Below are 8,225 nucleotides of genomic sequence, written 5' to 3'. Positions count from 1 at the left end.
TTTTAACTCCCTTGATAACTTAAGAAGTAAACTTTACCATCTTTTAAATTCTCTATCCAATGACACGATCGGGTATTTGACGGGATGGTCTTGGATTTTAGAAGCTCTATGTCTGTCAGGAATTTAGAAAAATGGTATAAGGCATGGATCAACAACAATGGTGGTAAGAAAAAATGGGACACAAGAGATTGTTATTGCTGTTGTGCCTGTTACGCCTATGGCACCCCCATTGCCACTCCCGATGGAGAAAAAGCAATTCAAGAGTTTCAACCGGGGGATCTCGTTTCTGTCGCTACCCTAGAATCAACAGGAGAAACCCTCCGCTTATCTTGGTCAGCTAAACCCGTACAGTTTAGTAGTGGAACTCCTCCATTACCCAAAGGGTCAACCTTTCCAACCATGATCTTCGTTAATTACGGCGAGGAGCAAAAAAGTATTATTGCCACCTCAGATCAACTCTTTTTACTCGCTAATGGCAAGGTCAAACAGGCGGGAACATTGACAATTAATGACCGCCTTGTTGCTGCCGATGGTACTCCCGTCAGAATTAACGCCGTCAAACTGGGAGAATATTCTGGTGGAATTCATCACATCGCCCTTTCTAGTCGCTTTACGGAAGACCTTGATGGGCATCTACTCAACTCGAACGGGGTTGTGACGGCTGACTTTAGCGTACAGATTCAGACTGAGAGATTAGGCGATTTGCTCGAACGCGGTCCAGCGATTGGAGAACCCGCCTATCATGAAGCTCACCAACTGAATGCGGTCGGAGTTCATTCCTACCATCATCCCGACTTTAACGGTGAGGTCGCCGTTCCTAACACCTTAAAGCTTTATACAGGTGAGTCTGTCTATCTTCCCCCCACCGCTCGTTCCTTTATTACTGAAGTCCAAGGGATTGACATCAATAATAACCCAGATGTCAAAAAACGTCCCTTCAGTAATCATGTTGGGGTCAATGAATTGAAAACCGTCTTTAAGAACTGCCGAGCTTACTACCCTGATATTAACTTCACTCTGGTTTGGGAAGATCCTCTTCCTAATGTTTACGCCTTCGAGTACCTTGGGCAAAAGCAGGTAGTGGTTTCGGGTCAACTTCTCAGAACTGATGGAATTTACTGGCAAGCAATGGCTTTGGTTGTTGCTCAAGCGATCGCTAGTTTCCACGAACCGGGGGGTGAACCTCGTACTGAACAACTGCCTCGAATCCTAGCCGATTATTATGGTGTTGGTGTAGTAATGAGCCTTGTTTGGAACTTTTATTACTTCGATACTGCTGAAGAAAGCATAAAGCAAATTAACAAGCTCTTCAGCTATATTTCCGAAGAAAACCGAAACGGCGATCCGAATAATCCTTTAGATAAACCTTGTATTGAGTGTCGTCAAAAAACAATGAAGGAAGGCTGGTTCGGAGGCACTCTACCCGCCTGTGCTGGTGGTCTTCTCAGATTACTGGATGCTATCCCCGGGGCGATTGTTGATGACAAACCAACGATTATTCTCTCTTTCAATATGCCTCTTGACGAATCTGCCGCTAAGGAGATGACAAACTACCAAGTTGACCCTGCGGTTCATCTTACTGCTGTTCAGGTAGATTCGACTGATCTATTCCGAGTCACGTTAGTAGGCGATTTTGCCACTAAGACTCATTACACGATTACTGTTAGTAACCTGACTTCCAGCGAAGGAACTGCTCTAGATGCAAAACACCATTTTGCCAATATTCAGCTTCCTTAAAAACTGTTGATAGACCTGTGGATTATTCTTAGATTTTGAGAATCATCTACAGGTCTAGAATACAATCTTAAACCCCAACTCTACTTTGGATTTCAGATTAGCTGAGTGCTATATATCTATGAAGTAGAAAAAATCCTCGAAATATTGCCGATTGAAACGTAGAACCTATGAAAAACATCTCAGTAATGGATCAACAACTCCAAGACAAATGCCGGGAGTTTTCCGAAATACTAGGATTAAATGAACCTGTATCCCCTGAAGTGCTGCAAGCAGCCACAGAAGATGAAACCTACGCCCATAATTTGCTCGTTTGTCGCAAAGAACCCGCTTTCCTGAACTACTTACTAGCAAATCCCCCTAAATTGCGTTCATCACCAGAATTACTACCCCAAGACAAAACTAATCTAGAATTGATTAGTAAAGCCAGCCAGACTTTACTGAAATGGGCTCAAACAGGCTTTTCTGTAGTCGATGACGAAACCCTAGAACGGCGAGAAAACGCTTGTTTAGCCTGTCCCCATCTTTCAGAACCACAAAAATTAGTGCAGAAGATAATTCCCTCTAAGGAAATCAACCAGAAAATTGGACAAAGAACCGGCAAAAAAGTCTGTAATTTGTGTGGCTGCAATGTGAGTAAGAAGATACGAATCCCTTCAGAATCTTGTCCAGACAAACATCCTACACAAGCAGCTATGACAAGATGGGGAGAACCGGCTTAATAAATTCGATCTGTATGGCTCTGAACCCAGACAAAGAAGTGCCGTCACCGCTGGTGGAAGCAGATAGAAACCATTTTATTGGCAAATGTTAGTGTTTTAGGAGCGAAATAATCAATCCCCACCCACTAGATAGGTATAACGTCGCAAACTGCGTTCATAATCCTGTAGTAGTAATTGGGATTCTTCCACCGTCATGCGATTTTCCTGCAAAGCTTGTTCACAACGAAGACGAATTCTTTCTAACAGGTCTTCCGCAGAATATTGTACATAACTTAATACTTCCGTGATCGTATCTCCTTTGACTAGATACTCGATATCGTATCCCTTGGGACTCATCTGAATATGTACCACGTTAGTATCGCCAAAAAGATTATGTAAATTGCCCATAATCTCTTGATAAGCACCCACCAGAAACATTCCTAGATAATAGGGTTCCGGAGAATGTTTCCCGTTTTTGTACTCCAACGGATGCAATTCTAAAACTGATTTTACGTCCCCGCGCAAATCGATAAACTGGGCAATTTTTCCGTCACTATCACAGGTTAAATCGGCGAGAATACCTCTTTGGGTAGGTTCTCGATCGAGACGATGGATCGGCATAATTGGAAATAGTTGATCGATCGCCCAACTATCGGGGACTGACTGAAAAACCGAGAGATTGGCATAATAAATTGAGGCCATAATTTGCTCTAAGTCTTCCAAGTCATCGGGAACATAATCCTCTTGTCGGGCCACTTGCAGAATTTTGTGACAACAAGCCCAGTACAATTGTTCGGCTCTAGCTCGTTCTTTGAGACTGAGATAACCGAAATTAAACAGACTAATCGCCTCCTCTTTGAACTGTCCCGCATCGTGATAAGCTTCCTGATAATTGCGCTCATCGATACCTGTGTAGGTTTCCCAGAGATTGCGGAGGATGAGGTGTTCTTTCCCATTGCAGGGATCGGGGGGATTTTGGGGAACCTCACTACTTCCCAAGATATCAAAGACTAACACCGATTGATGAGAAGCGATCGCCCGGCCACTTTCACTGATGAGAATTGGGGGTGAAATCTGGGCATCTTCACAAGCTTCCTTGACCTCAGCCACGATATCATTGGCATAATTCTGCATATTGTAGTTTTTTGAGGCGTAGAAGTTAGTTTTTGAGCCATCGTAATCGACCCCTAAACCACCCCCCACATCGAGATAGGTCATATTTGCCCCTAATTTCGCTAATTCCACATAAATCTGACTAGCTTCGCGAATGGCATCCTTAATGACGCTAATAGCGGAGATTTGCGACCCAATATGATAGTGCAGCAGTTGCAGACAATCTAACATCCCCGCTTGTTCTAATTCCGTCACCACCGTCAAGATTTCCGGGACGGTTAAACCGAATTTTGCCCGGTCTCCCGTGGAACATCCCCAACGGCCCACCCCTTTTGTCCCCAGTTTCGCACGCACTCCCAAATGTGGGGCAATTCCTAACTGACTACTGACGCGCAGGGTTAAATATAATTCTTCCAATTGTTCGATGACAATCAAAGGCCGATGACCGAGACGAGTGGTCAAAAGGGCAGTTTCTAGGTATTCTTTGTCCTTATAGCCGTTACAAATTAGCAATGGTTGTGTTTTGTCATTTTTGCCGTTTAAGGCAGGTTCTAGGGTAGCTAAAGCAATCATTAGCTCTGGTTTTGAACCAGCCTCAAGCCCAAATTGATAGGGTTTGCCAAAACGAACTAAAGACTCGACGATGTGACGGTGTTGATTGCACTTGATCGGATAGACACCGCGATAGACATTGGGATAATTATAACGGGCGATCGCTCGGCTAAAACAGGCATTCAGGCGCTCGATCCGATCCTCAAGGATGTCACTAAACCGAATTAACAGGGGTAAACCGATATTTCGCCGCTTAATCGCCGAAACTAACTCGTATAAGTCCAAAGAACCGCCCCTTTCTCCCTGAGGCGAGACGGTAATATTTCCTGCGGCATTGATCGAGAAATAGGGTTCTCCCCAGCCTTGGATGCGATAGAGATTTTCGCTATCTTCGATCGACCAATGTTTAACGGGGGCAACTTTTTCGAGGTTGTTACCGTCAGAAGGGGTCAGATCCACTGGAGATAATTGCTTTTCTTGTTTCTTAAGTTGAGTTTTACCCGCCATTGTCTATCGATCGCTCCGTATGAAACTCCGATCTTCTATCTTAAGTCAGACTTCCTGTCTGCGACCAAGATTCCGATCGTGATAGAATTTACTCTCTAGGCTCGATCTCTAGGAATAGTCATCTATATAAATTCAAGGCTATGCAGTTATTAGACTCAAAAGGACGTTTATTCGGTAAATTTAGCTTGCTTGATATCGGAGCGGCCTTAGTAATTTTATTGACAATTATCGGTATTTTTGTTGTCCCGGGGACGAGTGGTAAAAGTACGATCGCTCAAGTTACCAAAGAACCCATAGAAGTGGATGTTATTGTCCGGGGTTTAAGTGTTCTCAATCCCAATGCTTTGATTAATCAATTCAATACCGAGAAGAAAACTAATATTGTTATTCGTAACCAACCGGCTGGTCAAGTGGATATAAAAAATGTTAAACCTTTAGCGAGAAATGTCTTAGTTCCGCAGCCCGATGGTAGTGTAAAAGTCCTACCCGATCCCCGCACAGAAAACTATTCTCAAGATATGATTATGACTCTCAGTGGTCAAGCGGAAGTTACTGATACCGGTGCGGTTGTTGGCGGTCAAAAGGTGAAAATTGGCACTTTAATCGAGTTAGAAGGAGATAATTATAATTTCAACACCAGTGTTATCGATGTCCGTTTACCAAAAAGGTCTTAATCAGTGAGCAGTGAGCAGTAAACAGTGAAAAGACAGCAGGAAACTTCCATGTAACACTGCTCACTTGAAAACTCAAATCTGATAACTGATAACTTACCCACTGATAACTGATAACTGATAACTGATAACTGATAACTGATAAGAGGATTAACTGCTATTTATACACCGCCTTTAGCTCGTTTGATCGAGCAGTTACAAAAATTACCCGGAGTCGGACCAAAAAGCGCTCAACGTCTGGCCCTGTATATTCTCAAACGACCAGAACAAGATGCGATCGAATTGGCCCAAGCGATCGTGGCAGCGAAAAAACAAGTAGGATTATGTCAGGTTTGTTTTCATCTTTCGGCCGAACCGATTTGTGAAATTTGCCGCAATCCTAACCGAGAAACGGGGACTATCTGTGTGGTAGCTGACTCCAGAGATGTGATTGCTTTGGAGAAAACTAGGGAATATTCGGGCAAATATCACGTTTTAGGGGGTGTCATCTCACCTATGGATGGTATTGGACCGGATCAATTAAATATACAGTCTTTAGTCACCAGAGTCAGCCAGAAAAAAATTCAGGAAGTTATCTTAGCCATCAGTCCCAGTGTCGAAGGGGAAACCACGACTTTGTATATCGGGGGTTTACTAAAACCCTTCACTAAAGTTACCCGTATCGCTTTTGGGTTGCCCATGGGCGGCGATCTGGAATACGCTGATGAAGTAACTTTAGCGAGAGCTTTAGAAGGTCGTCGGGAATTATAGAGCAGGGTGTGAGGTTTTGATCAGGTTACTTTTTGGCGAATAATCGAGCATTTGTAGCCAGCGATACAGTTTTATACTGCCTCTTATGCTTAGGTGCAGAATTTGTAGCTGCAGAAATCTTTGGGCGGGAATCACGAGCAACTGCACGGGAGCGAGAGAGAGCGCTGTTAAATGCTTTAAAGGCCGTTCTAGAATCGCCATTTCGCCGAAACAGTCGCCGTTTCCCCAGATTTTTTAGGACGATTATTCGGCCCGACTACTCAAAGGGTTGTTGAGATTGCCAGTGCCGGGACGTTTGACACTATGGGATTGTAGGAGTGAGATCGCCTGTTGATACTGGGGATCATCCTTAGTTCCCAGCAAAGAAGGATCATCGCGGAAGCGCAGCTGTTGTTCTTGGGTTAACTCGATCTGCACATCGGGTTTAATGCCTTTTTTGTAGATATTTTCGCCGTTGGGGGGATAATAACGGGCAATTGTCACCGCTAAACCAGAACCATCGGAGAGGGTGTGTACCGATTGGACGGTACTCTTGCCATAAGTCGATGTACCTACTAAAGTCGCCCGGCCATTTTCTTTTAGCGCTCCGGCGAGGATTTCGCTGGCGCTGGCGGAACCTTTATTAACCAAGACTACTAGGGGTAAATCGGTAATAGCGGTGTTATTGGCGATAAATTGACGATCTCCACCACGTCGATCGATAGTGCTAACGATTTTGCCCTGTTTCATCCACATACGAGCGATATCAACACTAGCAAATAGTAACCCGCCGGGGTTGCCCCGCAGATCGAGAACATAGCCGGATACCTGTTGTTGACTTAATTCCTCGATCGCCTGTTTCATTTGTTCGGCTGCGTGGGAACTAAATTCATCCAGTTTGATATAACCAACTTTCACCCCACCTTCCTGTTTAAGGGTATAGCTAACGGAGGGGATTTCGATATCTACCCGGGTCAAAGTCACTTCAAATACGCCTTGATTGGGGCGGGCAAGCTGTAAACTAACGCTAGTCCCCACTTCTCCCTGTAGTGCCTCCATTGCCTGTTCTAGGGTCATTAAAGCGGTGGGTTTGCCATTAATTCTAATCAGGCGATCACCGCTTTTCACTCCCGCTTCCTTGGCGGGGGATTTTTTCACCGTATCGACAACGACCAGATCGCTAGTGCGTTTATCGAGAGCTAAACGTACCCCAATTCCCGATAATTCTCCAGAAGTTTGACTGGTGAGGACAGAAAATTCACTAGGAGTTAAAAAACGGGTATAAGTATCATCCAATTCCTTTAAAGCTTCCCGAATTGCTGTGTAAGCTTGTTGGGGATTAGTATAATTTCTGCTTAACAATTCTTGACGTTTTTTTTGCCAGTCAATTTGATGAAAACCACGATCTACAAATTCATTATTAACAATTTGCCAAACTTGGTCGATGACTGCTTTCGGGTTATCTTCTAAGGGTTTTTCCCCTTTGGCTGCGGGGGTGAGGAGCATCAGGGAACTAACTGCTAGGGTAGCGATCGCACCTCCAGATAGGAGTTTCTGCACGGAAACGAACGAGGGACGCGACTGGTTCATAAAGACAAAGCCAAAATAAGATTGACGTTTCAATAAAGCCATTCAAAAAGCGGGAGCATTTTGCCTTCGAGGGAGGTGAGGAGCAGTGTTAACTACGACTTTCGTATAGATAAGGGAGTTCCTTGTCTGGCTCTAGTATCCACTATAATTCTAGTTCTATAAAATCGAGCAATATCTGGCGATGAATTTTTCCTAAAGGACGAGTCTGATTAATCTTCTCGGAATAGTATTCCCCTTGACGGATGGCAGCCGGAGGTAATAATGCTAAATCTTGCCCTTCTGTTTGCACTAATTTTTCTAATTCCACGGTCAGGGGTACATGATAAAGATAACGGGAGAGATTATCATCGTTATAAGAGCGAAAATAGCGTAAACTAGGGGCTTCGTAGTTAATTTCTTCTTTTAACTCTCGTTTTAACCCTATTTCTGGACTTTCACCCGCTTCTAAGTGACCACCAAATAAACCCCACACCCCCGGATAGAGAATCGTCGGGATGTCGTCGCGCAACTGCATTAAAAAGCGACCGTCCTGTTCTAAAATCGCCAAAGCAACAAATATCATCAGTTATCAGTTATCAGTTATCGGGAGACAGGAGACAGGAGACAGGAGACAGGAGACAGGAGACGG

General features: G+C 44.2%; 8 protein-coding genes and 1 pseudogene. 5 read left to right on the top strand and 4 right to left on the bottom strand.

The genetic code is table 11. The annotated features are described in order from the left end of the window. From IM496_RS04755 to IM496_RS04745, 3 genes and pseudogenes are all read left to right on the top strand, one after another. Positions 1 to 127, top strand: a pseudogene (locus IM496_RS04755) (IS630-like element ISMae27 family transposase); the annotation flags it as partial. After that, the gene (locus tag IM496_RS04750) at positions 109 to 1,737 is read left to right on the top strand and encodes a hypothetical protein (RefSeq protein WP_287661371.1); all 1,629 of its coding nucleotides are present in this window, start codon (positions 109 to 111) and stop codon (positions 1,735 to 1,737) included. The pseudogene IM496_RS04755 and the gene IM496_RS04750, both read left to right, overlap by 19 nt. 167 nt (positions 1,738 to 1,904) lie before the next feature. Further along, entirely contained in the window at positions 1,905 to 2,456 is a 552-nt protein-coding gene (locus tag IM496_RS04745; RefSeq protein ID WP_194015263.1) for a hypothetical protein, read from the top strand. 111 nt (positions 2,457 to 2,567) lie between these two features. Here the strand turns inward: IM496_RS04745 and speA are convergent, their stop codons facing one another. After that, positions 2,568 to 4,607 (bottom strand): biosynthetic arginine decarboxylase, encoded by a 2,040-nt coding sequence (speA, locus tag IM496_RS04740; protein ID WP_194015265.1) that lies wholly within the window; start codon positions 4,605 to 4,607, stop codon positions 2,568 to 2,570. A 140-nt stretch (positions 4,608 to 4,747) separates the two neighbouring features. On the opposite strand from speA, the gene IM496_RS04735 reads away from it, so the two are divergent. Together IM496_RS04735 and recR are read left to right on the top strand one after the other, a co-directional pair. Then, a complete protein-coding gene (locus IM496_RS04735; RefSeq protein WP_004162056.1) occupies positions 4,748 to 5,281 on the top strand; it encodes a DUF4330 domain-containing protein in 534 nt (177 codons plus the stop codon). Positions 5,282 to 5,437: 156 nt separating this feature from the next. After that, a complete protein-coding gene (gene recR / locus IM496_RS04730) occupies positions 5,438 to 6,028 on the top strand; it encodes a recombination mediator RecR (RefSeq protein WP_043999193.1) in 591 nt (196 codons plus the stop codon). Here recR and IM496_RS22290 read toward each other — a convergent pair. From IM496_RS22290 to IM496_RS04720, 3 genes are all read right to left on the bottom strand, one after another. After that, positions 6,023 to 6,259: a cyclic nucleotide-binding domain-containing protein gene (locus IM496_RS22290; RefSeq protein ID WP_353737627.1), complete on the bottom strand. Its 237-nt coding sequence runs from the start codon at positions 6,257 to 6,259 to the stop codon at positions 6,023 to 6,025. The genes recR and IM496_RS22290 overlap by 6 nt on opposite strands. Positions 6,260 to 6,271: 12 nt before the next feature. Then, the gene (gene ctpB / locus IM496_RS04725) at positions 6,272 to 7,597 is read right to left on the bottom strand and encodes a carboxyl-terminal processing protease CtpB (RefSeq protein WP_353737626.1); all 1,326 of its coding nucleotides are present in this window, start codon (positions 7,595 to 7,597) and stop codon (positions 6,272 to 6,274) included. Between the two features lie 142 nt (positions 7,598 to 7,739). After that, positions 7,740 to 8,159, bottom strand: coding sequence for an NUDIX hydrolase (locus IM496_RS04720; protein WP_287661368.1), 420 nt, complete (start codon positions 8,157 to 8,159; stop codon positions 7,740 to 7,742). Positions 8,160 to 8,225: the final 66 nt, after the last annotated feature.

The organism is Microcystis sp. M049S2 (genome assembly GCF_020245625.1).
In the GTDB taxonomy this organism is placed as follows: Bacteria; Cyanobacteriota; Cyanobacteriia; order Cyanobacteriales; family Microcystaceae; genus Microcystis; species Microcystis ichthyoblabe_A.
This window is presented reverse-complemented; position numbering and strand designations above follow the sequence as displayed.